Genomic DNA, 22,235 nt, shown 5'->3' on the forward strand with positions numbered 1-22,235 from the left:
GTCAGGCTCCGGCGTGATGAAGGTACTGGGCAAGCCGGTGGTACAGCGGAATGCCCACCACGAGGTTGAACGGGAAGGTGATGCCGAGCGCCGCGCCGATCGACAGCGCCGGATTGGCCTGCGGCACGGCGATGCGCATGGCCGCAGGCGCGGCGATGTAGGAGGCACTCGCGTACAGTGTGGCCAGCAGCGTGACGCCACCCACCGACAGCTCGAGCAGCATGCCGGTGATCAGGCCCAGACCCGCGGCCGCCAGCGGCATGAGGACGGCAAACACGACCAGGAAGGCGCCCGCCCGCCGCAGGTCGCCGAAACGCCGGGCGACCACCAGGCCCATCTCCAGCAGGAAGAAAGCAAGCAGCCCCTTGAACAGGTCGAAGAACAGGCTGTCGAGCGGCGCGATGCCGCCGGGCCCGGCTACCCAGCCGATCATCAGTCCGCCCAGCAGCAATACGATGCTCTTGCCGGCAAAAACCTCGTGCATCACCCGTCCCCAGGGGGTGCTTTGCTCGCCGCGCCGGGCCAGCAACACACCGATCATCAGGGCAGGAAACTCGAGCAGCACCAGGAACACGGTCATGTAGCCTTCGGCGGCCTCGCCCAGCCGGGCGAGATAGCTGGAGCCGACGGCGAAGGTGACCACGCTGACCGATCCGTAATGCGCGGCGATCGATCCCGCATCGGCGGTTGACAGCTTGCCGACGCGGCGCAGGACCGGAAACGCGGCCAGGGGGATCAGGGCGCCGGCCACCACCACGGCGAGGGCCGGCAGCGCGACGTCGAGCAGCGGATAACGCGCCAGCTCGACACCGCCCTTGAGACCGATGGCGAGCAGCAGAAAGATGCTCAAGGACTCATAGAGGACGCCGGGGATCTTGAGGTCCGAACGCACGAAGCCGGCGATCATGCCGAGCACGAAGAACAGGATGACGGGTTCGAAGTAGGGCATCGTCAGTTATGGACGTGGCAGGCGTCAGCGCACGATCAGCACAGGCAGCCTGGCCAGGTGCACGACCTTGTAGGCCACCGATCCCAGCAACAGGGATTCGGTGGCGGTCAGCCCGCGCGAGCCGATGGCGATGCCGCGACTGCCCAGCGCATCGGCCAAGCTTGCGATCTCTGGCGCGCCCTCTCCCATGACGACATGCAGGCGCCAGCGGACCGACGCCGCGTCGAGCAACTGGCGCGCCTGCGCCGTGGCGGTCCATCCGCGCCGCGCCAGTTCAGACTCTGCAGCCTCTTTGTTAAGCCAGGGCTGGACATGCACCAGATCGACCCCGGCGCCCTGCTCCAGTGCCGCCAGCCCTGCGACCATCGCGACGGCGCGCAACGAGCACGCCGAGCCATCGACCGCCACCAGCCAGCGCGCGCTCCCGCTGCCGTCACTGGCCTCGTCGCCGTGCCAGGTCACGGCGACGAGCCGGCCCATGTCATCGCGTCGTTCGAGCGCCGGTGCCGGCATGGCGTCTCGTGTTGCAGCATCGGTCATGAATCACTCCTGGAAGGTTGGCGGGCAGTCATCTTCAAGCTGAGGACAACGGAAATGAGAATGATGGAGCCCACGATCAACAGCGACCACTGCACCGGCATGTGGAACCAGGGCATCACCAGCATCTTGCCGCCGATAAAGACCAGCACCAGCGCCAGGCCGTACTTGAGCAGGTGAAAGCGTTCGGCCATGTCAGCCAACAGAAAGTACAGCGCCCTCAGGCCCATGATGGCGAAAATGTTGGAGGTGAACACGATGAACGGATCGGTGGTCACCGCGAAGATTGCCGGGATGCTGTCAACGGCAAAAACCAGGTCGCTGGCCTCGATCATCATCAGCACCAGGAACATGGGCGTCGCATAACGCAGGCCGTTGATGCGCACAAAGAAGGCCTCGCCATGAAAGCCCGGGGTGATGCGCATGTGGCCGCGCAGCCAGCGCAGAAAGGGATTCTTCTCCAGATCGGGCTGTTGATCGGCCATGACCAGCATCTTGATGCCGGTCACCACCAGGAACGCGCCGAACACGTAGAGAACCCAGGCGAACTCCGACACCAGCCAGACGCCGGCCATGATCATCCCGGCGCGCATGACAATCGCGCCTATCACGCCGTACAACAGCACGCGGCGCTGCAACTCCGGCGGAACGGCGAAGTAGGTGAAGATCATCACGAACACGAACATATTGTCCACCGACAGGGTCTGCTCGATCAGGTAGCCAGTGAAGAACTCCAGCGCCTTGCGGTTGGCGATCTCGCGACCGGCCGTGCCGTCCAGGTACCACCACAACAAGGCGCCGAATGTAATGGCCAGGAGCATCCAGGCCACGACCCAGCTCCCGGCCTCCTTGACCGAAACACGGTGCGCCTTGTTACCACCCAGTACAAACAAGTCCAGGGCAAGCATGACAATGACGAAGGCGATGAAGCCGGCCCACATCGGCCCGGTAGCGAAAGATTCAATATTGCTCATGGGCACCCCCCAGACGTGGCGTGCGTGGCTGGTCTTCTTCGAAAAGGCGTGATTGAGGCGATTGTTTTCATGGGTTGTCAGGTGGCGTTATGGGTCAGCAAGAAAAATCTGGTCGAGGGCCGATTTGCGTCGGCGCGAGAGGGTTGGCGGCGGCATACCGCCGGTCGTCAGCGTCCAAAGTGGCTAGGCCACGTCGAACGCAGAAACCCTGGTGGCGTGATTCGCGCCAATCGGTGCAACCGAGCCACATCAGTCGGCCGCCATACCCAGAACGAGGAGGCCCGCCCCGACGCCTGCCGGAATGCCAACACGCTCCAGACTCGAGGCTGCGTCCCCGGCAATCACCTCCACGGGCACCGTCGTGCGTTCGATCACCTGGTTGGTGACCGAGTCCTCGACCCAGCGAATCAGCGAACTTTTGCGCGCGGTACTCATCACGATGCGCTCGCATCGGAGCCGGCGGGCCGCATCCGCAATGCAATCGGCCTTGTCGCCGACTTCAGTATGGACGGTGTAGGGAATGCCGGCGCGGTCCAGCGCCTGCCGCACGGGCTCAAGTGCTTTCTGGGCCTGCTCTTGATGGAACGCCATCCGGTCCCGCCTGCTCGTGAAACGGGCGACCTCGCTCGAAAACGCTCGTTGTATGTTGAGCACGTGGATTTCGAGCTCCCGATTCTTCTTGAACTCCCTCGCAACGTGACGCACGCCGTGCAGCGAATTGGGTGATCCATCGGTCGGGACAAGAACTCTTGACATGGCTTTACTCCTTCAGCTGATCGGTTTGACGAGGCAATATTCAGCGGCCCGTTGGGTCAGGCCAGCCACACAGCGGCACCCGCCAGCATTCCACCCGCGCCACACGCGGCTAGCAGCTTAGCATCGCGCCGGTTGTCGCGGACATACTCGTACCAGGCGCACCACAAAATCAGGACTCCCAGCGCTGCGATCGGGAGCGCGTAGTCAAGCATGTTCGACGCCTCGTTTGGGAAGCTCCCGCAGCATCTCGCGATGCAGGCCCCAGTGCTCGACCGCTGCGACGAGCACAACTGCTTCGCCCTCCGCGACACGTTCATCCGCCTCAATCACCGAGATACACAGGTGCAGCACCTTGAGGCGCAGGTCCCGATCGGCGACCTCGGCCATCAACCCGGCAAGTGCTCTAGGATCGACCCGGCATGCATCGGCCCAGGTAAGGTGAGCTGGCATAAGCAGATCCTCGCACAGGGTGTGCACGACTGCATGAAACTCGGCCCGCACCAGGCCAAGCTGCTCGTGAACGCGCAGCCGGTCGAGCACGTCAACCTCGACTTTGCATATGTTTCCGTCGGCCAGCGTAGCCAGCGCGACGATACGGGCGGCCGCCTGCGGGCTGTTACACGGGTAGGGTCGCATGATTTTTATTCCTTGGGTCAGGTGAAGAGCATCAGTCAAAGATGTCATTCATCCAGGACTTTTTTCGGCGGTGGTGATGACCTTGCGCGCCCCGGTAGTCTGAGTCCACGAAGTCCGGCTTCGATGATGCGGCGGCAGAGCTTGACGCAAGCGCCGCGGCGCGATCAATCAGCTTGTCGAGCTCGCCGCGATCAAGCCACACGCCCCGGCACAGCGGGCAGTAGTCAATCTCGACACCCTGGCGGTCCGTCATGACCAGGCTTGCGTCGGGGCAGGTCGGGCATTTCATAAAATTTTCTCCTGGAAAAAAAGCTTATTCATCCGATCCGCCCAGACCGAACAGGCTGAGCAGGCTGGAGAACAGGTTGAAGATGGAAACGTAGAGCCCCACCGTGGCCAGCACGTAGTTGGTTTCGCCGCCATGCACGATGCGGCTGGTCTCGTGCAGAATCAGGCCCGCTGAAAGCAGCGCAACCATCGCAGAGACGGCCAGCCCCAGCGCTGGAATTTGCAGGAAGACGGCGGCCAACCCGACAAGCAGTGCGATGACCATTCCGACAAACAGGAAGCCACCCATGAAGCTGAAGTCGCGCCGGGTTGTCAGCACCCAGGCCGACAACGCGAGGAAAGTGGCGCCCGTTGCGGCTAGCGCCATCGTCACGATTTGGCCGCCACCGGGCAGCGCTAGCGACTGCGACAGCACTGGCCCCAGCGTGTAGCCCATGAAGCCGGTGAGTGCAAACACCGCCGGCAAGGCCCAGCCACTGTTCTTGAGTTTGTAAACAGCAAAGAGCAGGCCAAAATATCCTGCCAGCGTGAAGATGATCCCCGGTGCCGGCAACTTGAGCGCCAGGCTGGTAGCCGCGACGCCGGCGCTGAACAGCAGCGTCATGGCGAGCAGCGCATAGGTGTTGCGCAGGACGCGGCTGGTGTCGGTGTTGAGTGCCGCAGGCGCGTGAATGATTAGTTTCGGGCTAGCGGTCGCGCTATTTGACAGGACTGTCTGGGTGTGATCCATGGTGTCTTCTCGTTGTTTAGATGTGAAGAGTCAACGCAGGAGGACGCGAGCGTTGCTGGTTGCAGGCGCGCTGCCAGCTGTGCAATAGCGCACGCGTGGCGCGTGTCAGCACGCTCCGCAGCGCAGAACGCCAGTCTCTGGCAATTGAGGTAACGACTACAGAGTCGGAGTTGTTCGTCATCAGCGCCACCTGGCATAGTTTGTCGATGCCGCCGCGCGGGCCATTCACGTCCGACAGTCGCCCCCTGACACGAGGAACAAGCCAGACAAGGCGACGCATCGCGAAGCGGACTCGGCGCACCGCCAGCCTGCGCAATTGAGCGCCTTCCGGATCGCGGGACGCAAAGATCACTTGCATGGCATGGCTCCATTGAGTTGAACGAAGCTCAACCATACGGCTTCGACAGGTTTTAAAAAAGCAGATAATCAGAGATAAATAGTTCTGAAAAAACTGAATATGAATCCAGGCTTCAATTACCGGCATCTTTATTACTTTTGGGTCGTCGCCAAGGAAGGCGGCATGGCCCGCGCCGCCGAACGGCTGGACATGGCGGTGCAGACCGTGAGCACGCAGGTTCGCGAACTGGAGCGCTCGCTAGGCTACGCCCTGCTCAAGCCGGCCGGGCGCGGGGTTGCGTTGACGGACGCGGGTATCGCGGCCATGCGGCAGGCCGAACAAATCTTCCAGCTCGGCGAACAACTGCCGGCGGTGTTGCGTGACGCGGCCGGCTCGCCTGCCGTGCGGCTGGTCGTTGGCATTTCCGATGGGCTGCCGAAGCTGGCGGTTCGGCACCTGATGCAGCCGGTGATGCAGGCGCCGAACCTGCGACTGCTGTGCCACGTGGACGAGTTCGCGGATTTGCTGGGTGATCTGGCGCTGCACCGGTTCGATGTGGTCCTGGCCGACCGGGCCGCGCCGCCCAACCCCAACCTCAAGGTCTACAGCCACCCGCTGGGTTCATCGGCGCTAGCCTGGTACGCGCCAATGTCACTGTCTGCGGCAGCCCGGCGCGGCTTTCCGCAATCGTTGGGCAAGGTTCCCGTGCTGCTGCCCACAACCCATGCCGCGGTACGCGCGCGGATCGACCAGTGGTTTGAGCGCATGGCCATCAAACCCCACGTGGTGGGAGAGTTCGAGGACAGTGCCCTGCTCAAGACGTTTGGCGCAGCGGGCATGGGCGTCTTTCCGATGGCCGAGCTGGTACATGACGAGCTGACGACCCAATATGGCGTGAAGCGGGTGGGCAGTTGCGACGGTGTCGAGGAACACTTCTTTGCGATCGGGGCACACAAGAAAGTGCTGCATCCACTGGTACAGAAACTGCTGCCGCCTCAGCGGTAAACCGCTGCGTACTTCAAGAAGTCAAGAAAAGCCTGGGGATTGGTGTGCCTCAGCCTTGCATCCAGCCCCAGAGCCGCGCCGGTGAGATCGGCATCTGCAGCGCCCTGGCCTGGGTCGTCATGCCGCGGCGGGCCAGCGCGTCGGCCACGGCGTTGACCACCGTGGGGCCGGCGCCAATGGTGCCGAGTTCGCCCACTCCCTTGACGCCCAGCGGGTTGTTCAGGCAGGGCGTGGACTCGTCCATCTCGGTCCTGAAGTCGGGCGCGGTGTCGGCACGCGGCGCGGCATAGTCCATCAGGCTGCCGGTCACGGGCTGGCCGGTCTCGCGGTCGTAGACCATGTGCTCGCACAGTGCCTGGCCGATGCCCTGCACCGCACCGCCGTCGAGCTGACCGCGCACGATCAGGGGGTTGACGACACGGCCGACGTCGTTGACGGACGCGTAGGCCACGACCGCCACCTGGCCGGTCTGCGGGTCGACCTCGACCTCGCTGATGTGGCAGCCGTTGGGCCAGGTGGGCCCTGCCACCTTGGTGGTGGAGTCCACAAAGATCTGCCGGTCGCCTTGCCGCGCGGCCAGATCGAAAAGGCCGATGCGCAGGTCGGTGCCGGCGACCGTGAAGTCGCCACTCGCGTAAACAATGTCCTGCTCGGCGGCCTCGAATTCCTTGGCTGCGAGCTGTTTGCCCAGTGCAATCGCCTTGTCGGCACCGGCGCGCACCGCCGAGCCGCCAGTGAACAGCGAACGTGAACCGGCGCTGCCAAAACCATTGCCGCGGTCGGTGTCGCCCATCACCACACGCACCTGGTCCGCGGGCACACCAAAGGCATCGACCACCAGCTGGGTCAGCGTGGTGGCAATGCCCTGCCCCATGGCGTTGACGGCGGTGAAGACTTCGATCATGCCGTCGGCCTGCACCGCGACCGTCACGGTTTCTTCCAGCGCGTTGCCGCCGGTCCACTCGAGAAACGTGGCAATGCCCAGGCCGCGCAACAGGCCGCGCGAGGCAGACTGCGCCGCCCGCGCATCAAACCCCTTCCAGTCGGCCAGCACCAGCGCCTGGTCCATCACCGACTCGAACTTGCCGGTGTCATAAACCTGGCCCATGGGGTTTTTGTAAGGCATCTGCGCGGGCTGGATGAAGTTGCGCCGGCGCAATTCAATGCGGCCGATGCCGGTCTGGCGCGCAGCCTCGTCCATCAGCCGCTCCATCGTGAAAATGGCCTCGGGCCGGCCCGCGCCGCGGTAGGCGCTGGTCGGCGCGGTGTTGGTCAGCACGGCGCTGAAATGAAAGTCGATGGTCTGGATGTCGTAGACGCTGGTCTGCACCCAGGGGCCGATCAGCAACTGGATGGCCACCCCCGCGCCGGTGGCATACGCACCCACATTGGCCAGCGAGGCCAAGCGCAGCGCGAGTATTTTTCCGTGCTCGTCGAGCGCCAGTTCGGCGCGGCTTGACACGTCGCGGCCGTGGTAGGCGGAAATGAATTCCTCGCTGCGCTCGGCCACCCATTTGACCGGGCGCTGCAGGGCCCGGGCGCAATACGCGGCGGCAATGTCTTCGGGGTAAACGCCGGTCTTCATGCCGAAGCCGCCGCCCACATCACCAACCACCACACGCACCTGCTCCTGCGCCATGCCCAGCGCGTCACACACCGAGTTGCGCACACCGGTGGGCATCTGCGTGCTCATGCGTATCGTCAGGCGCTGCGAGGCTTTGTCAAACACGGCCAGCACCGAGCGCGGCTCCAGGCTCAACGCATGCAGGCGCTGGTTGACGATATCCAGCGCCACCACATGGCGGGCCTTGGCAAAGGCGGCGGCGGTGGCCTCCACGCTGCCGTAACGCGTTTCGCAGGCGATGTTGTCGGGCGCTTCCGGCACCAGTGCGGGGGCGCCGGACGCGGTGGCGTCGTTCATGTCCACCACCATGGGCAGCTCGTCGTAGTCCACCATCACGGCTTCGGCGGCATCGCGGGCCTGCTGCAGGGTCTGCGCGACCACGGCGGCGACCGCCTCGCCGACGAAACGCACCCGTTCATGGGCAAGCACGCGGCGCACGGGTGACACCCCGGGCGAGCCGTCGGCCCTTGGAAAGCCGCTGGCGCCGGGAATCGGCTTGACCCCGGCGGCCACCAGGTCGGCGCCGGTCACGATTTTCAACACGCCCGGCATGGCCAGCGCGGCGGCGCTGTCCACCGCCACGATGCGCGCGTGCGGGTACGGTGAACGCACAAAAAACAGGGCCACCTGCTCCGGCAGGGTCACGTCGTCGGTGAACTGGCCGGCCCCGGCCAGCAGGGCGTCGTCTTCGAGGCGGCGCACGGCCTGTCCGCTGCCAAAACGGGTCGGTTGAATGGCTGCTGTGGGTGTGGTGGACACAAAAAACTCCTGGAAATGGCCCGCACGCACGGAGGGCGTGGGCCGGAAAATAGGTAGCCGCCACTATAAGTCCATTACTGCGCTCCGTCCGGCGCAATGCCGGCAAGCCCCCGGGGGCGCCCTGTCCCCCGCATTTGGCCGACAATCAGGCCATGCCCCTACCTCCACCCCCCATCCGCAGGCACAGCAACAAGGCCAACAACGAGCTTTTGGTCAAGGGACTCCTGTGTGTCCTGATCGGCCTGGCCGTGCTGGTGTCGCCGTATTTCATTACTTCGCCGGGCATGCAAGGCATCGTGGCCAACTCTTCACTGGTGGGCTGGTTTGCGCTGGTGCTGGGCCTCGGTTTTATCGTCCTGTATGTGCGCCGGCGGCTGGCCGGCAGGACCGGCCCGTCGGGTCCGCTGTAGTCTCGCCGCAGTTCCGCCAGTCGCAGATGCTACTTTTTTTGTAGCTTGAGGCGCCCGGAGCGCAAGGGCCGGCGCCTGCAGGAGCATGCAAAGCCTGCACCAGCCTGACGATCAGCACAGGCCCGCTGGGGCTTGAAGCGCACTGTCCTACACCGGTGCAGTGCAATCCCTTGCGCCCCTCCTGCGGTCATCGGGGGAGACTGGCTAAGTGACACCCGTGAACCTTGCCGCCGGAACCCTCCAGGGACCCGGCCTCCCTTCCCCCACCCGACGCCCCGCAGCGTTGAAGGCCTACATCGTGGAAGACAACGCGGTGATCCGGAACAACCTGGTCGAAACATTGACCGAGCTGGCCGGCGTGCAGACGGTGGGCTACGCGGAAACCGAACAAGGTGCCTGCACCTGGCTGGCGCAGCACCCGCGCGACTGGCAGCTGCTGGTGGTCGATCTTTTCCTCCAACAGGGCAGCGGGCTAGGCGTGCTCAAGGGCTGCCGGCAGCGCGCGCGGCAACAACGCGTGGTGGTGTTGTCCAACTACGCCACGGATGACATCCGCCAGCGCTGCCTGGCGTGCGGTGCAGATGCGGTGTTCGACAAGTCCACCGAACTCGACCAGTTCCTCGCCTACTGCTCGCGCCCGCACTGACAGACTCAGGCCAGGGCCACCTCAATGCGGCGCGGCCTGGCCTCTTCGGCCTTGGGAATGGTCAGCCTGAGCACCCCGTGGTCGAGTTTCGCCTCGATTTTTCCCGGGTCCAGCTCCCGGCTCAAGGTGAAGGTGCGGCGGTACAGCGGGTTCAGCACCTCGCCGTAGATCAGCGTCATGTCGGCCCCCACCGGCGCCGCCGCGGCCCCTTCAATCACCAGGCTGTCGCCCTCCACCCGCACGGTCAGCCGGTCCTTGGCCACGCCGGGCAGGTCGGCCAGCACGGTAAAGCCGGCCTCGTCTTCAAAAATATCCACCGGCGGCAGCACGGCCGTTGTGCGCTGCGCCAGGGCGCCCTGCGCGCTGTCGGCGCCGCCCTGGACGGCTGGCGCCACATCGCGGGCCGGGTTGCTCTGGCTCAAAGCTGTGTTCTGGTTCATCACATGCTCCTTGAAGAAGGTAAAAAAGTTCAGGGGTTTCAGTGGATCTGGATCTGGCGCGGCTTCGACGACTCGCGGCGCGCCACCGTGACGCGCAACAGGCCATCGCGGTAGGTCGCACTGATGGCGGCGGGGTCGGCGTCTTCGGGCAGGGACACCACGCGCCGGAAAGCGCCCTCGAAGCGCTCCTTGGCGTAAACCGCCACCTTGTCATTGGCCGGCTGTTCTGCCTTGCGTTCGCCGGCCACGACCAGCAGGCCCTTGTCGACCGTGAGTTGCAGCGCGGCGGGGTAGAGGCCAGGCGCCAGCGCCAGCACCTCGATGGCTTCGGGCGTGCTGCCCACATTGATCACCGGGAAGGTGTCGCGCGGCATGGCGCGTATGCTGCGGGCGCCGTCGGGCCGGAAAACCTGCTCGAAGCTCTGCTGCATGCGGTTGAGGTCGGCGAAGATGTCGCCGTACAGGTTCAATCCATTCATGATGGCAATCTCCTTTTCTGAAAATTGTGAAGGGACTCACACCATCAGGTGGGCTGCCGGACCGCCGGGACGGGCCACGGCGCCACGGCAAACGCAGCCACCGCACTGCGGCGGCCGCCCTGACGGCAGGGACATATTGGCGCTTTGCAGGCTTTCAAGAGGCCGTGGCCAGAAATTTTGAGGGGCGAGTCGCTGCCGTCAGGCAGTGATCGAACACATCTGAATCGGCTGTCCCCCGATGGCACGTCCGCGCGCGCGGGCCCTGTGCTCAACCCTCGCGGGGCGGTCTCGGAATTTTCTTGAAACGGACCAGGCGGTCGGTTTCTATCCTGTCCTTTTTGACCTGCCGCTCGGCATCCAGCAGTTGCCCGGCAGCCAGCCACTGGGCGAACTCCTCGGGCGTTTCCAGCGTGATGCGGCCCAGCGTGGCTGCACGGAACTCGTAAATCACGATCTCCGCGGCTTTCTGCAGGTTCACACGGCCTTTGCTCAGCACCGCACCGCGCTTGCGGCCGATCTCCTCGAGCAACTGCTCGTCGGTGATGCCGGGCGCCAGCTTGAGCTTGTAGCGCGCCTCCAGCAGGGCCGGGTAGGCCTGGATCAGGTAGTCCAGCAGTTCCAGCGCCACCTCTTCCTCGTTGAAGGCATTGCGCCCAATGGCGCCGCTGGCGGCGAGGTTGTAGCCGCTTTTGGCGACGATGATGCGCGGCCACAACATGCCCGGCGTGTCCCACAGGTAAAACCCGTCGGCCAGCACGATGCGCTGCTCGAGCTTGGTGATACCGGCCTCGTCGCCGGTCTTGGTGGCGCGTTTGCCGGTCAGGGTGTTGATCAGCGTGGACTTGCCGACGTTGGGAATGCCGCAGATCAGCACCCGCATGGGCTTGACCATGCTGCCGCGCGTGGGCGCCAGCGCGTGGCAGGCGTCAATCAGGCGGCGCGCCGGCGTGGTTTCGCTGGCGTCGAGCGCAATCGCGCTGGTACCGGGCAGGCTGTTGTAGTGCGCGAGCCAGAGCGGTGTGCGCGCCGGGTCGGCCAGGTCCTGTTTGTTGAGCACCTTGAGCGCGGGCTTGGCACCGGTCAGTTCGGCCAACATGGGGTTGGCGCTGGAGCCGGGCAGGCGCGCGTCCAGCAGCTCGATGACCACATCAATTTCCTTGATGCGCTCACTGATCGCCTTCTTGGTCAGGTGCATGTGACCGGGGAACCACTGGATCGCCATCGGGAGTTTTCTTTCTTGGGTGCGAAGTAGGGGTCGCGGTGGGAAGCAGGACGGACACGCGGGGCGCTGCAGTCCGGCACTTCAGTGCAGTGTTGCACCAGCCAGCCCCGATTATCGGTGCGCCGGCCGACCAATGCGCTGCACCGCGATCCCCACCCGCCATGCCTGACCCTGGCGGCAGACGGGATTGCTACTTTTTTAATAGCTGTCTGCGCATATGCAGAAAGGGCTGCCGGCCTTTTTTCCCCGCAAAGAAAAGCAGGCCTCACCCACCCTGGCGGTTCACGTCGGCAGAACGGCGGCGATACAGTTCAGACACATGGCGCCACGATGCTGCGGACAGCATCACTGATCACCGGAACCCGCCATGAACGCCGCCGAGCGCCTGCCAGCGCTGGTGCCGGGTTCCGCCAAAAAAAAGCCGAAGGGTCAGGCCGCGTGCGCCAGGCTGGGGATACCCAGCCGTTCAGGTGACACGTACTGCTGGCGGTAGATCTCGAAAGGCATGGTGTCGGCCGCTTCTATCTTTTTCTGCTCGGCAACGGCCTGGCGCGACAGGGCCTCGAACGTGGCCTGCTGCTCGGCGGAAAACGGCAGGCCGAGCAGCGCCTCTTTGGTCAGGGCCGACCGCTCACGCGCAAACGCCACAAAGGAGTTCTCGTGGTCCTTGGCCATGGCCGCCAGCACACGGGCCGACGGCAGGGTGGCGGGGTCCAGCAGCGCCGCCTCGGCGGCCAGCAGGGTGTCGCTGTACTGCGTGCCTCCCCCGTTCGCCGCGTCCAGTGCGGCGGCAATCGGAGCACACTGCGCCACCACCTCGGCACCCCAGCCGGTCAGCGGCACCTCGCGCCCGCCACGCTTGAGCAGCAGGCCGCTCTGGCGCCCGCGCGCCGCCGTGTGGTGCTGGTTGTGCTTGAGTTCGGCGATCTCCTGCGGCGTGTCGGGCGGGCTGTCGCTGAGCAGGCAGTGCAGCAGGAACACATCGAGAAAACGCATGGTCTGGGCGTTGATGCCGACCGGCTCGAACGGGTCCAGGTCCATCAGCCGCACTTCGATGTATTCGACGCCGCGCTCGCGCAGCGCATGCAGCGGTCGTTCGCCCGGAAAAATCACGCGCTTGGGCCGGATGGTGCCGTAGAACTCGTTTTCAATCTGCAGCAGCGTGGGGGCCAGCTGGTTGTAGTCGCCACCGGGGTTCTGGATGCCCACCGCTTCATAGGCCGGGTAAGGCCGTGTCAGCGCGCCCTGCAGCGAGGCGCCGTAACCTTCCAGGCTGTTGTAGCTGACGGCCAGCGAGGCCTGCGCATCGCTCTGGTAACCCAGGCGTCCCATGCGCAGCGAGGTGCCGTGCGGCATGTACATGGTGCTGTCCGAGAGTTGCTGCAGCTCGTGCTGGCGCCCGGCCACAAAGGTCGAACAGACGGCCGGCGAGGCGCCGAACAGGTAAAGCAGCAAAAACGCATGGCGGCGGAAATTGCGGATCAGCGCAAAGTACTGCTCACTCGTCACCTCAGGCAGCGACCAGTTGTAGTGGATGCCCGAGATGGTCTGCATGCGCCGGCCGTAGCGGTGCGACAGGCCCATGCGGTAGACGCTTTTGGCGCGCCCGACGTTGGACGAGCCGAAACGCGCGATCGGGATGGTCTCGTCGGTCGGCAGGCCGCAGGGCATGCTCGAGACCCAGAGCATTTCGTCGCCCACCGCCTGCATCGCGCGGTAGGTGAACTGGTGAATCTGCGTGAGCTCGCGCAGCGCGGCGTCCGCGCCGTCGCCCAGGCCCTTGTGCGCGGCGGTGACCAGTTCGACCTGGGACTCGCTGAAGTCGGTGGTGATGCAGGGGTGCGTCAGGGCCGAGCCCAGCGCGGCCGGGTGCGGCGTCAGCGCCAGCGCACCGCCGGGTTGGGCGCGCAGGCTTTCCTTCTCGATGCCGCGACGCATGCCTTTCAGCCTGGCAGGGCCGAGCGCCTGGAGGCGGTCTCCCAGAAGCGCGGCAGATCGCGCATGCAAGCTGTTCATAAAGTCTTCCCTCTGTATCTTTCGTGGCGTGCAAGGTATCACAGGCCGGGGTTGTTTGCAGGCCGAGCGGTGCGGCGCCGGGCCGTGCCACGCGGCGCGGCGCCGCCTGGCGCTGCCAGCATGTGTGAACTACTATTGTTTTGATAGCTGGTTGCGCCCGCCCTGATTGGGCCAGAGCAAGATTTCATTTAAAAGTACAGCCGTCTGCCGCAGGCGGGCCGGAAACCCGGCGCGGCGCCATGACGGGAAAGCCCTTACGGCTGCCGGATTTCGCCCGAGACGTTAGGACAACACCTGCAGCAGCCACTGGTTCATGTCGGCGATCTCTTCCATGCAGACCGAGTGTTCCATGTCGTATTCGTGCCAGTCCACCGGATAACCCAGCGCCGCCAGCGCGTCGCGCGTCCCGGTGGCCGCGGCCAGCGGCACCACGCCGTCGCGCTTGCCGTGCGCCAGGAAAATCGGCAGCCCTTCGTTGGCCGGGCTGCGCTCTGCCGCCACGGTATGCGCCAGCGGCAGGTAACCCGACAGGCCCATGATGCCGGCCAGGCGTTCGGGATAACGCAGGCCCGTCATCAGCGCCATCGCACAACCCTGGGAAAAACCGGCCACCACGATGCGGCTGGCCGGAATGCCGCGCGAGGTTTCGCGTTCCAGCAGCGTGTTGATGGCGGCCTGGGTCTGGCGCATGCCGGTTTCGTCCTGGCCCGCCGTCAGGTTGGCCCCCAGGATGTCGTACCACGCCGGCATCTGGTAGCCGCCGTTGATGGTGACGGGAATCACCGGCGCGTGGGGAAACAGGAAACGCACCGGGCCCACGCTGGACAAATCGAGCTGCTCGGCCACGGGAACAAAATCGCGGCCGTCGGCGCCCAGGCCATGCATGATCAGGATGGTGGCGACGGGCTGCTCGCCCGTCTGGGCTTCGGTAACTTCAAGAGACATGGGTCAACCCGGTAATCGGTGGGAAAGCCGGCTGCCGCGGGTCGGTTCATGCGGGCAGCGGGCGCAAGCCGCTGATTTTAAGTGCCTGCCGCTTCCTGGGCGCAGCGGCCGGCTTTTGCCGCAATGCCCCGGCCGGCCTTGCGGTCAAGCGCTTGCCTCCACGGGGTGGTTGTTGTTAGGGCCTGTTCACCTGTGGATGCAAGTGCGAACGTGGTTAAAACAGCGCCAATCTAGGCGCGCGACGACGTCCAGCCTGGGCGGCTGGGCTAGGAGTGCAACGACGAGTGGCGCTGTTTTAACCACGTTCCCTCCGGGTTGCGGCCAAAAAGGCCATGCGCAGCGTTGCAAAGCCTTGCCGGGCTCCAGCCCGGCTGCATTTTGCGCCTCGCGCATGACCTTTTTGACTCGCAACGCATCTTGCATCCACAGGTGAACAGGCCCTATCATTTGCCGTCAGAATTTTCTGACACGCATTGGACATGGGAGATTCGCATGAAACTCATCATTGCTGCCGCGGCCCTGGCCGCTTCGTCACTGGCCCTGGCCCACAACTGCCCCAACGAGATGAAGGCGATAGACGCCAAGCTCGCCAGCAACCCCAAGCTGTCCGCTGCCGACATGGGCAAGGTCAAGGGCCTGCGTGCCGAAGGAGAGACCTTCCACAAGGCCGGCAAACACGACGAATCGATGAAAGCCCTGGGCGACGCCAAAAAACTGCTGGGCCTGTGAGCCAGCGCTGTTGTCAGCGCCTGAGCGCGGCCAGCCGCGCTGACAGACCGGCCTGCGTGTTGAGCTCGCTGTACCAGAGACGGTAGCCCGCATCGCTGGGGTGCAGCCCGTCACTGGCATTGAGCTCGTCGGGCCGTTGCGCAAACGGATCGTCGGCCCTGTCCTTGAACAGGTTGACATACACGGCGCCGTTGTCCGTGGTCGCCTGCCGCACAAAGCGGTGCAGGTTTTCCGAGCGGCGCCTCATGAGCCAGGACCAGGGCGCAAAGAAAAACGGCGCATTGCCGACATTGCCCGAAGGCATGAACACCACCAGCCGGGCGCGCACGCGCGCCAGTTCGGCCGCGCGGGCAATGTCCTGCTCCAGCTGCGCATCGCCGGTGAAGCGGATCACGTCGTTGCCGCCGCCGAGCACGAGGATGGCGTCGAAGCGCTGCTGGCCTTCCAGTTGGCCGACGATGTCGGCAAACCTCGCGCCATCCCGCGCGCGGTTGACAATGGTCAGTTGCGGATGGTCACGCCCGATCAGGCCGGCGATGCTGGCGGCCGGCGACGATGCACCCGTGCCCACAGCGGTGCTGTCGCCCACCACCAGCAGGCTGGCCGTGACCTGGGCGGGCGAAGCTTCAAAGGGCTCGCTTTGCCGCGTCAGCGCCACCGACTGCCCGATGCGCCAGGCGGCGCAGCCGGTGGTGGCCAGCACGGCCAGGGCGGCGAGCACGCCGAGCGCGCCCAGCATATGGGGTCGGCGCATCTTCATCAGGCGCCCCGGTTCAGCCAGGTGATGCTGAGTTGCAGCACCGTCGCGAACAGGACCCACAGCAGGTAGGCAATGTTGACCCAGACCACCCAGCGCGCCCGCTGCCAGATGGCCGCCATGGCCCAGACCAGCGTGCCAAGCACCAGCAGGATGTCGAGACTGGCCAGCGCGTTGTTTTTCAGGCCGAACTGGAGGGGCGTGTACGCCAGGTTGCACAGCAGGTTCAGGATGAAAGGCAGCAACACGCGAAACGGCAGGCGGCGCCTGAGGTATTGAAGCAGCACAAAACCGAAGCTGACGGCGATGATGACGTAAAGAACGGTCCACACCGGACCGAACACCCCTGCCGGTGGCGCAAAAAAAGGCTTGCTCAACTGGGCGTACCAGGCGGCGCTGCTGCTGTCCATGAAAATCCTTCGAGAAAGTCGCGTTGACGACGCGTTAACGACGCGTTAACGACGCGTTGCTGTCGTGACGACTGTTTTTAGCACCCGACGGGCCATGGCATCAGCACCCGGCGCTGATCCTCAGGTAGGACGTGACCGCGAAGCCGGGCGGCCAGCACGTCCACCTGAAGCGGCTACCATGGCGGGTTGACCGGCCTGCCCCGCGCACGATTTCCCCCACCCATGACGACACCTTCTGCCCCTGCCAGCCCCGATGCGGCCCGGGCGATCTTTTCTGCGCTGCAGCAGCGGGCCGCCGTCGCGGGCCTGTTTTTGCGGGCGCCGCCCGCCGAGCCCACGACCTGCTGCGGCCGCGGCTGCAACGGCTGCGTGTGGGAAAGTTACTACGTTGCGGCGGCCTGGTGGCAGGAAGAAGCGCTGCGCAGGCTGGAAGCTTGACTTGACTTGCCACTTGAACGACCATCAATCGACAAGCTGGCACTGAGCGGCCAGAGTGCTCTGGCCCGTGCCGGCCGCGGGGGTGTACCACATGAAACAAGTGTTCGAGAGACTGCTGGGACTGAAGAACAAGGCGGCTGACCGTCCGGATTCCGGGCTGAAACCGGCGGCCCGCACGCCGGCGGGGACCAACCGGGACAGCCAGCACACCATCGAGGACAACTCCGACAACGGAACGCGCCGCCAGCTCGTGCAGATGCTGCTGCGCGACTGCCTGCGCAGACACGGCATTGCGACGGAATGGGTGGAGTGCCAGATGCTGGTGGTCAACAGCCGCAGCCGCGGCCCGGGCATGTACGTGCGGCTGGTGCTGCGTCACTGGGACACACGCCTGATGACCTATGCCCTCGCTTTCCAGAACGAGCTGCTCGCCGCGATCACCCAGTTCGAGCCGCAGTCCGCGACCTGGCTGCACGGTATTTCCTGGGAATTCAAGGTCGGGGACAGCTGCCCCTACCCTGACATGCCCGACCCGGCCATCTGGGGGCCGCCGGCCCTTGCTGCTGCCGCCACGGCCGCGCCTGCCGTGCTTCCCGCCGCTGACATCGAAGACGACGTGATGCGCGACCTGAAGGACCTGCAAAACATGTTTGCGGCGCGCGACGCCAGCATCGAGCAGGAAGCAGCCTTGGGCGCCCACACCGATTTCCAGCCGACGCAGCCTTCCGGGCTGGGTTAGGGCCAGGCGCCCGGCCAACTGCCCGGCCGGGGTCGGTTTGTGCCGGTTTGTGCATCAAACCGGCCTCCAGCCCATATTCCACCTGCGGAACAAGCTATTTATTCGATAGCACATAGCGGACAACACGGCACCAGCCAGCGCATCGGCTGACACAAGAACCGGCCACCCGCCTGCGCTGCCGCCACGGCTGCCGGCTGACAATGACCTCTTTGAAAGGCCTGCGCATGAACACCGCCCTGAAATACGCCCTCGCCGCCCTGCTGCCCGCCTTGACCGGCGGCCAGGCGCTGGCCTGCTACACCGTCTACAACCGCGCCAACCAGGTGATCTACCATGCCGCGCAAGCCCCGGTGGACATGCGTTACCAGTTGCACCAGACGCTGCCCGCGATTTTTCCGAGTGGCCACATGGTCTTTTCCATCACCGACACCTCGTGTCCGCCGGTCAACCTGACGCGCAGCAATGTCAGGGATTCGGCAGGTGGCAGCGTAGCCTACGCTGCGGGGCCCGGAGAAACCATGATGCAGGCGCCCAGGAACCGGCCTTACAAAGAGGCCCGGAACTAGGAGCCTGTCGGACTTGGGAATCGTCGGCTGCAAATCGACCGCAGCGGTCCATTTTTCACCGTCTTTTTGTCCCATAGTTGGGCTATGGGCCTGCAAATCCGGCAAAAACTGTCCTCGCCGGGGCCTATTTTCGCTTTCGACGCCCCAAGCCCGACAGGCTCCTAGGGTCCGTCAAGCAAGGTGAACGGTGCTTACTGCGAGTGCGCGTCGAAAAACGCGTGTACCGGCGAGTCCTCCGGCAGCACATACACCACGCCGGGGTTTCGGCCCAGCGTGGGGCCCACCACGGCTTCATAAAAGGCCACAGGCACCACCACACAGCCCAACGAAATGCGGTTGTCCGCCGGACTGCCGGAAGCCAGCCGCTGCGCACGCTGCTCCTGGCTGCTGCCGGGGCGCAAGCGGTGAATCGCCAAGCCGTCCCGGTAGTTGACCCACACCACCTCCTCGCCCTGCAGGTTGCGCCCGGGCTGCGACACAAAACGCCCGGCCGGGGTGGTTCGCTCCGCCGGCAGGATGCGCGAGAGTTCACGCTCGCCGATACCAGGCACTGCGTGGTCGCCGCTGGCCAGGCCCAGCAGGACGGCCGAGGCGCCACGCAAGCGGCCGCCCGGCCCGAACACAAACATCTTCGCGTTTTTCTTGTCGACAATCACAAAGGGCAGCCCCTGGTGGTCAGATGCGCCCAGCACCCGGTTCGCCGCGTAGCGGGCTTCGGCAGACGCTGCCTCGCCAGAAAAATCTGCCGACAGCAAGGGCTGCGCCTCGCTGCCCGCTTTCGCCATGGGGGTTGCAAGCAGGGCCAGGGCCCCCAGCGCCAAGGCGGCGCGCAGCATGCTGCTCTTGATGCTCATCCAGTTCCCCGGTGTGGTTGTGACGACACATCACCGGGATTTTTCCCGAAGACGTAGGAAACATCCTACACGGCAAGGCCGCGAACTGGCAAGCCTGGAACACGTTTGAACTCGAAAAATTTATTTTGATAGCAGCCAGCCCTTTATTTAAAAGGGTAAAAATCGAATTTGACCTGCAAGGGGCACATCAGCGACCAAGTGCAAATGTAGGCGCCGTCTGACAGGGGGATTGCCGATCAGGACGGCTGGCGCGCCGGAACCAGGTCGCCAAACACGGCCTGCAGGGGCCGAGTCTCCGGCAGGACATAAACCACGCCGCGGCGCGTGCCGAGTGCGGGTTTGACCACCGTGTCATAAAACGCGGCAGGCAGATTGATGCAGCCAAAGGAGATGCGGTTGTCGTCCGGCGTGGCGGACGCGAGCCGCTCCAGCCGGCGCTCTTTCGGATCCTTCGCCCGCACGCGATGCATGGACACGGCAGCTGCGTAGTCCACCCAGACAATGTCTTCGCCAAAGGAGTTGACGCCCGGCAGCGAGACAAATCGGCCAGCCGGCGTGGTGCGTTCGTGCGGCCGGATAGCCGACATTTCGCGCTCGCCAATGCCGGACACCGAATCGTCGCCGAGGGCAGAACCCATCAGGGCCGGGGTGGCGCCGCTGAGTTTTCCGCTCGGTTGGAAGACAAACACCCTGACATGCTGTTTGTCAACGATGACAAACGGCATGCCACGATGATCGCGTGATGCCATCACCCAGTCGGCCATCTGCCGCACGGGTGGCGAAGGCTCCTCGGACAGGAAATCGGCCACCCGGGGAAGGTCCACCGCGGCGGACACGGCGGCATTTTGCCGGCTTTGGGTCGATGTGACATGGCCCGGCAGCACCAGGGCCAGCACGGCACACCCCATGCCCAGCCCCTTGAGGACGGCGTCGAAGGGTGAGGCTTCTGTCGGGGTCATGGCAGACATATCGGGATGTCCGGTTACGCGGGCCAAGGCAGGGACGCGCCATGACCACATGGGACGTCCCTGCGAAAGCCTTGTGCATGAGGGTTGACGCAGCAGGCTTAGTTGCGGTCAGCGCGGGGCTCGGGCATCACGGTGCCGCTTTGCATCGTGCTGCTGTTGCTGGTGTCGGCCGACGTTGCGGTACCGGTGGCGGGCTGGGCCTGCAGGGTCGTGTCGGCAGCCGGGTTGACGTCGGGTGCCTTCATCTCTGCGGCACCCTGCCTGTTCAGGTCGCCGGGGGCACCGGGGGTTGTACCGGATTGTGCATAGGCAAAACCAGCGCCGGCAACAAGTGCGGCAGCAGTGATGGCAGCGGTCAAGGTTTGATTGAATTTCATGAGTAGCTCCTGAATGAAAAAGCCCGGTGAAGGGCCAAGGGTTCATGCCGACCGGAGGGCCGACTGGTTCCAATTTAGGACGGCCCGCATGCCGGTGGAGTGGGCCTCATCCCCCTGTGCCTGTAGGACTGGTCCGGTCTGCGGAGAAATGCTTGCACAACGTTACGCCCGGTTGCACAACTGGAATCCATTGGGCCGGATGCTACCTAATCAATAGCATATTCAATGCCGGATGCTTCAACAGGCATGAAGTGGCGACGCGAGTAGCGATTCGGGCCATGACCCAGGCCGTTGCAGTTTTTCCGGGGTTTCACTGCTCCTGGACGCCACGCCGGACAAGGCCTACAGCGTTTATCAGCGCCGGCCTGCAACACCGGCGGCCTGTGTGTCGACACACTGGAACCGTGCCTGCCGGGTTCGCGCCATCAAGACAGGTATCGGACTTCTGCCCTTCGGCGAAACGTCGGAACATTGTCCAGTGAACCCGGCGGCATCCATGGCTTTCGCCTCTCGCGTTCTTCCCGCGTCTCAGGCCGGCAGTCTGCCAGCCATGGCCTTGCCGACCTCATTGCTGCCTTGCGCAGCGCCGCTTTGCGGCACCATCTCGCCAGCCCGTTCCGTCACCTCGGCCAGCCGCGCGGCCAGCGCCTCCGGCACCTGTTCGCCCGTGCCCAGGTAGACGCCCTGCGTCAGCGTGATGTTGGCCGCCTCGAAGGTGCCGGCGCCCGCGCAAAGAATGGTGCGCGTCGGGGCGTCCTGCGACGCCAGCACCAGCATGGCCGGCACCACGGCTTCCGGCTGCAGCGCCTGCAGCACCTCTTCGGGCATCAGCCCTTCGGTCATGCGCGTGGCAGCCGTCGGTGCCAGGCAGTTGACACGGATGTCGTTTTTCGCCCCCTCGATGGCCAGCGTCTGCATCAGCCCGACCAGCGCCATCTTGGCCGCACCGTAGTTGGACTGGCCGAAGTTGCCGTACAGGCCCGACGACGAGGTGGTCATCACGATGCGGCCGTATTTCTGCGCCGCCATGATGTCCCACACGGCCTTGCTGCAATGCACGGCGCCCATCAGGTGAACGTTCATCACCAGCGCAAAGTCGGCCAGGTCCATCTTGGCAAAACTCTTGTCACGCAGGATGCCGGCGTTGTTGACCAGGATGTCCACGCGGCCCCAGGCGTCCATGGCCTGCTGCACCATGGCCTGTACCGCCGCAAAGTCGGTGACCGAGGCGCCGTTGGCCATGGCCTCGCCGCCGGCCGCCCGGATCTCGGCAACCACGGCCTCGGCGGCACTGACCGATCCGCCCGAGCCGTCGCGTGCGCCGCCCAGGTCGTTGACCAGCACCTTCGCGCCGCGCCTGGCCAGGGCCAGCGCATGCTGCCGGCCCAGTCCGCCGCCTGCGCCCGTGACGATGGCCACCCGGCCCTTGAAATCAATACCCATTTGCTTGTCCTTGTCGTGTTGGTGATGCCTGGTCTGCCGCAAGTCTGATAGCCTAGGAGTCTGTCGGGCTTGGGGCGTCGAAAGCGAAAATCGACCCCAGCGAGGACAGTTTTTGCCGGATTTGCAGGCCCATAGCCCAGCTATGGGATAAAAAGGCGGTGAAAAATGGACCGCTGCGGTCGATTTGCAGCCGACGATTCC

27 protein-coding genes are annotated in these 22,235 nt (G+C 64.8%); 7 read left to right on the plus strand and 20 right to left on the minus strand.

The window, feature by feature from the left end:
- Position 1: 1 nt before the first annotated feature.
- The 8 genes from B7G52_RS12525 to B7G52_RS12560 form a co-directional block, all read right to left on the minus strand.
- The gene (locus B7G52_RS12525; RefSeq protein ID WP_096697905.1) at positions 2 to 949 is read right to left on the minus strand and encodes a sodium-dependent bicarbonate transport family permease; all 948 of its coding nucleotides are present in this window, start codon (positions 947 to 949) and stop codon (positions 2 to 4) included.
- Between the two features lie 24 nt (positions 950 to 973).
- Positions 974 to 1,489: a universal stress protein gene (locus B7G52_RS12530; protein WP_096697906.1), complete on the minus strand. Its 516-nt coding sequence runs from the start codon at positions 1,487 to 1,489 to the stop codon at positions 974 to 976.
- Complete coding sequence (locus tag B7G52_RS12535; RefSeq protein ID WP_096697907.1) at positions 1,486 to 2,460, minus strand: TerC family protein; 975 nt, start codon at positions 2,458 to 2,460, stop codon at positions 1,486 to 1,488. Before B7G52_RS12535 ends, B7G52_RS12530 begins: the two co-directional genes overlap by 4 nt.
- 249 nt (positions 2,461 to 2,709) lie before the next feature.
- Positions 2,710 to 3,216: a universal stress protein gene (locus B7G52_RS12540; protein WP_096697908.1), complete on the minus strand. Its 507-nt coding sequence runs from the start codon at positions 3,214 to 3,216 to the stop codon at positions 2,710 to 2,712.
- 204 nt (positions 3,217 to 3,420) lie between these two features.
- Complete coding sequence (locus tag B7G52_RS12545) at positions 3,421 to 3,852, minus strand: hypothetical protein (RefSeq protein WP_096697909.1); 432 nt, start codon at positions 3,850 to 3,852, stop codon at positions 3,421 to 3,423.
- A gap of 31 nt (positions 3,853 to 3,883) precedes the next feature.
- A complete protein-coding gene (locus B7G52_RS12550) occupies positions 3,884 to 4,141 on the minus strand; it encodes a zf-TFIIB domain-containing protein (protein WP_096697910.1) in 258 nt (85 codons plus the stop codon).
- A 24-nt stretch (positions 4,142 to 4,165) separates the two neighbouring features.
- On the minus strand, positions 4,166 to 4,870 hold the full coding sequence (locus B7G52_RS12555; protein WP_096697911.1) for a Bax inhibitor-1/YccA family protein: 705 nt from the start codon (positions 4,868 to 4,870) through the stop codon (positions 4,166 to 4,168).
- Positions 4,871 to 4,886: 16 nt separating this feature from the next.
- Positions 4,887 to 5,354, minus strand: coding sequence for an HPF/RaiA family ribosome-associated protein (locus tag B7G52_RS12560; RefSeq protein ID WP_240523437.1), 468 nt, complete (start codon positions 5,352 to 5,354; stop codon positions 4,887 to 4,889).
- On the opposite strand from B7G52_RS12560, the gene B7G52_RS12565 reads away from it, so the two are divergent.
- Positions 5,328 to 6,212: a LysR family transcriptional regulator gene (locus B7G52_RS12565; protein WP_096697913.1), complete on the plus strand. Its 885-nt coding sequence runs from the start codon at positions 5,328 to 5,330 to the stop codon at positions 6,210 to 6,212. The two genes, B7G52_RS12560 and B7G52_RS12565, sit on opposite strands and share 27 nt — an antisense overlap.
- A 49-nt stretch (positions 6,213 to 6,261) precedes the next feature.
- On the opposite strand, the gene B7G52_RS12570 is transcribed toward B7G52_RS12565, so the two are convergent.
- Positions 6,262 to 8,595: a xanthine dehydrogenase family protein molybdopterin-binding subunit gene (locus tag B7G52_RS12570; RefSeq protein WP_096697934.1), complete on the minus strand. Its 2,334-nt coding sequence runs from the start codon at positions 8,593 to 8,595 to the stop codon at positions 6,262 to 6,264.
- 152 nt (positions 8,596 to 8,747) lie between these two features.
- On the opposite strand from B7G52_RS12570, the gene B7G52_RS12575 reads away from it, so the two are divergent.
- Both B7G52_RS12575 and B7G52_RS12580 read left to right on the plus strand, forming a co-directional pair.
- On the plus strand, positions 8,748 to 9,005 hold the full coding sequence (locus B7G52_RS12575; RefSeq protein ID WP_096697935.1) for a hypothetical protein: 258 nt from the start codon (positions 8,748 to 8,750) through the stop codon (positions 9,003 to 9,005).
- 283 nt (positions 9,006 to 9,288) lie between these two features.
- Complete coding sequence (locus B7G52_RS12580) at positions 9,289 to 9,651, plus strand: response regulator (protein WP_096697914.1); 363 nt, start codon at positions 9,289 to 9,291, stop codon at positions 9,649 to 9,651.
- A gap of 5 nt (positions 9,652 to 9,656) precedes the next feature.
- Here the strand turns inward: B7G52_RS12580 and B7G52_RS12585 are convergent, their stop codons facing one another.
- The 5 genes from B7G52_RS12585 to B7G52_RS12605 all read right to left on the minus strand — a co-directional run bounded on the left by B7G52_RS12585 (position 9,657) and on the right by B7G52_RS12605 (position 14,753).
- Positions 9,657 to 10,091: an Hsp20/alpha crystallin family protein gene (locus B7G52_RS12585; RefSeq protein WP_096697936.1), complete on the minus strand. Its 435-nt coding sequence runs from the start codon at positions 10,089 to 10,091 to the stop codon at positions 9,657 to 9,659.
- Between the two features lie 38 nt (positions 10,092 to 10,129).
- Positions 10,130 to 10,570 (minus strand): Hsp20/alpha crystallin family protein, encoded by a 441-nt coding sequence (locus B7G52_RS12590; RefSeq protein WP_096697915.1) that lies wholly within the window; start codon positions 10,568 to 10,570, stop codon positions 10,130 to 10,132.
- 268 nt (positions 10,571 to 10,838) lie between these two features.
- Complete coding sequence (ylqF, locus tag B7G52_RS12595) at positions 10,839 to 11,792, minus strand: ribosome biogenesis GTPase YlqF (protein WP_096697916.1); 954 nt, start codon at positions 11,790 to 11,792, stop codon at positions 10,839 to 10,841.
- A gap of 429 nt (positions 11,793 to 12,221) precedes the next feature.
- Entirely contained in the window at positions 12,222 to 13,808 is a 1,587-nt protein-coding gene (gene gshA / locus B7G52_RS12600; protein WP_096697917.1) for a glutamate--cysteine ligase, read from the minus strand.
- A 282-nt stretch (positions 13,809 to 14,090) separates the two neighbouring features.
- On the minus strand, positions 14,091 to 14,753 hold the full coding sequence (locus tag B7G52_RS12605; protein WP_096697918.1) for an alpha/beta hydrolase: 663 nt from the start codon (positions 14,751 to 14,753) through the stop codon (positions 14,091 to 14,093).
- 492 nt (positions 14,754 to 15,245) lie between these two features.
- Between B7G52_RS12605 and B7G52_RS12610 the strand changes: the two genes are divergently transcribed.
- Positions 15,246 to 15,482, plus strand: a complete 237-nt coding sequence (locus B7G52_RS12610; RefSeq protein WP_096697919.1) for a hypothetical protein — start codon at positions 15,246 to 15,248, stop codon at positions 15,480 to 15,482.
- A 13-nt stretch (positions 15,483 to 15,495) separates the two neighbouring features.
- On the opposite strand, the gene B7G52_RS12615 is transcribed toward B7G52_RS12610, so the two are convergent.
- Positions 15,496 to 16,242: a GDSL-type esterase/lipase family protein gene (locus tag B7G52_RS12615; protein WP_096697920.1), complete on the minus strand. Its 747-nt coding sequence runs from the start codon at positions 16,240 to 16,242 to the stop codon at positions 15,496 to 15,498.
- Complete coding sequence (locus B7G52_RS12620; RefSeq protein WP_096697921.1) at positions 16,242 to 16,649, minus strand: TspO/MBR family protein; 408 nt, start codon at positions 16,647 to 16,649, stop codon at positions 16,242 to 16,244. Before B7G52_RS12620 ends, B7G52_RS12615 begins: the two co-directional genes overlap by 1 nt.
- A 222-nt stretch (positions 16,650 to 16,871) precedes the next feature.
- Here B7G52_RS12620 and B7G52_RS12625 point away from each other — a divergent pair, with 222 nt between their 5' ends.
- From B7G52_RS12625 to B7G52_RS12635, 3 genes are all read left to right on the plus strand, one after another.
- Positions 16,872 to 17,087, plus strand: a complete 216-nt coding sequence (locus B7G52_RS12625; protein ID WP_096697922.1) for an oxidoreductase-like domain-containing protein — start codon at positions 16,872 to 16,874, stop codon at positions 17,085 to 17,087.
- Between the two features lie 91 nt (positions 17,088 to 17,178).
- Positions 17,179 to 17,826, plus strand: coding sequence for a hypothetical protein (locus B7G52_RS12630; RefSeq protein ID WP_141397452.1), 648 nt, complete (start codon positions 17,179 to 17,181; stop codon positions 17,824 to 17,826).
- 224 nt (positions 17,827 to 18,050) lie between these two features.
- Positions 18,051 to 18,392: a hypothetical protein gene (locus B7G52_RS12635; protein ID WP_096697924.1), complete on the plus strand. Its 342-nt coding sequence runs from the start codon at positions 18,051 to 18,053 to the stop codon at positions 18,390 to 18,392.
- A 191-nt stretch (positions 18,393 to 18,583) separates the two neighbouring features.
- Here the strand turns inward: B7G52_RS12635 and B7G52_RS12640 are convergent, their stop codons facing one another.
- From B7G52_RS12640 to B7G52_RS12655, 4 genes are all read right to left on the minus strand, one after another.
- Positions 18,584 to 19,246: a hypothetical protein gene (locus B7G52_RS12640; RefSeq protein WP_240523439.1), complete on the minus strand. Its 663-nt coding sequence runs from the start codon at positions 19,244 to 19,246 to the stop codon at positions 18,584 to 18,586.
- A 236-nt stretch (positions 19,247 to 19,482) separates the two neighbouring features.
- Entirely contained in the window at positions 19,483 to 20,205 is a 723-nt protein-coding gene (locus tag B7G52_RS12645; protein WP_141397453.1) for a hypothetical protein, read from the minus strand.
- Between the two features lie 107 nt (positions 20,206 to 20,312).
- Complete coding sequence (locus B7G52_RS12650) at positions 20,313 to 20,591, minus strand: hypothetical protein (RefSeq protein ID WP_096697926.1); 279 nt, start codon at positions 20,589 to 20,591, stop codon at positions 20,313 to 20,315.
- Between the two features lie 528 nt (positions 20,592 to 21,119).
- Positions 21,120 to 22,034: an SDR family NAD(P)-dependent oxidoreductase gene (locus tag B7G52_RS12655; RefSeq protein WP_096697927.1), complete on the minus strand. Its 915-nt coding sequence runs from the start codon at positions 22,032 to 22,034 to the stop codon at positions 21,120 to 21,122.
- Between the last annotated feature and the right edge of the window lie 201 nt (positions 22,035 to 22,235).

The organism is Polaromonas sp. AER18D-145 (assembly GCF_002379095.1).
In the GTDB taxonomy this organism is placed as follows: domain Bacteria; phylum Pseudomonadota; class Gammaproteobacteria; order Burkholderiales; family Burkholderiaceae_C; genus Polaromonas.